This window comes from Mesorhizobium sp. M7A.F.Ca.CA.001.08.2.1, from assembly GCF_003998455.1.
Classification (GTDB): Bacteria; Pseudomonadota; Alphaproteobacteria; order Rhizobiales; family Rhizobiaceae; genus Mesorhizobium; species Mesorhizobium ciceri.
In genome coordinates this window covers 1-1,081 of record NZ_RZPW01001209.1, presented here as the reverse complement: position 1 = coordinate 1,081, position 1,081 = coordinate 1, and the positions used below count along the sequence as shown (strand labels likewise).

Genomic DNA, 1,081 nt, shown 5'->3' with positions numbered 1-1,081 from the left:
TCGCGGTGCTGCCCGAAGCCGAAGAGGTCGACATCGACATCAGGGCCGAAGATATCCGCATCGACACGATGCGCGCCTCGGGTTCGGGCGGCCAGCACGTCAACACCACCGATTCGGCGGTCCGCATCACCCATCTGCCGACCGGCATCATGGTCGTGCAGGCTGAGAAATCGCAGCACCAGAACCGCGCCAAGGCGATGCAGATCCTGCGCGCCCGCCTCTATGATCTCGAACGCGGCAAGGCTGACGAGGAGCGCTCCGAATCGCGCAAGTCACAGGTCGGCTCCGGTGACCGCTCGGAACGCATCCGCACCTATAATTTCCCGCAAGGGCGCGTCACCGACCATCGCATCAATTTGACGCTCTACAAGCTCGACCGGGTGATGATGGGCGAACTCGACGAGATCATCAACGCGCTGATCGCCGATCATCAGTCCAAGCTGCTCGCCGACATCGGCATCGATGACTGACCTGCCCAACGCGCTCGGGCCGCTGCTGCGGGAAGCGCGGGCTCGGCTCGGCAGCACCGTCGACGACCCGGCGCTCGATGCGAGGCTGATCGTCGAGCATTTTTCGGGCACGACGCGCACGCAAGCCATTGCGGACCCCGAACGCAGGGTCGGCGCCGGCGCTGTTGCCGAAATCGATGCCGCGTTGAGACGCCGCGCCGGCGGCGAACCTGTGCATCGCATCCTCGGCTATCGTGAATTCTACGGTTTGCGCCTGTCGCTGTCGCCGGAAACGCTGGAACCGCGGCCGGATACCGAAACGCTGGTCGAGGCGATATTGCCCTTCGTCAAGGCGGTTGCGACGCAGGAAGGCGAGTGTCGCATCCTCGATCTTGGCACCGGCACCGGCGCCATTGCGCTGGCGCTGCTCAGCGTCGTGCCGACGGCTAATGCCACCGGCGTCGATCTGTCCGCGGGTGCGCTGGCGACGGCGGCCCGCAATGCCGGGCAACTGGGCCTTGCGGGCCGGTTCACGGGGCTGCAGTCGGACTGGTTCGAAAAAGTTTCCGGCCGGTACCATGTAATTGTCGCAAACCCTCCCTATATATCTTCCGAAGACATTGGAAATCTGC

General features: G+C 64.3%; 2 protein-coding genes. Both read left to right on the top strand.

What is annotated here, in order from left to right:
• The coding region (locus EN914_RS36245) for a peptide chain release factor-like protein (protein WP_281034704.1) at window positions 1-470 on the top strand (470 nt) is incomplete at its 5' end.
• A partial coding sequence (locus EN914_RS36240) for a peptide chain release factor N(5)-glutamine methyltransferase (protein WP_164779209.1) occupies window positions 463-1,081 on the top strand: 619 nt, incomplete at its 3' end. The genes EN914_RS36245 and EN914_RS36240, both read left to right, overlap by 8 nt.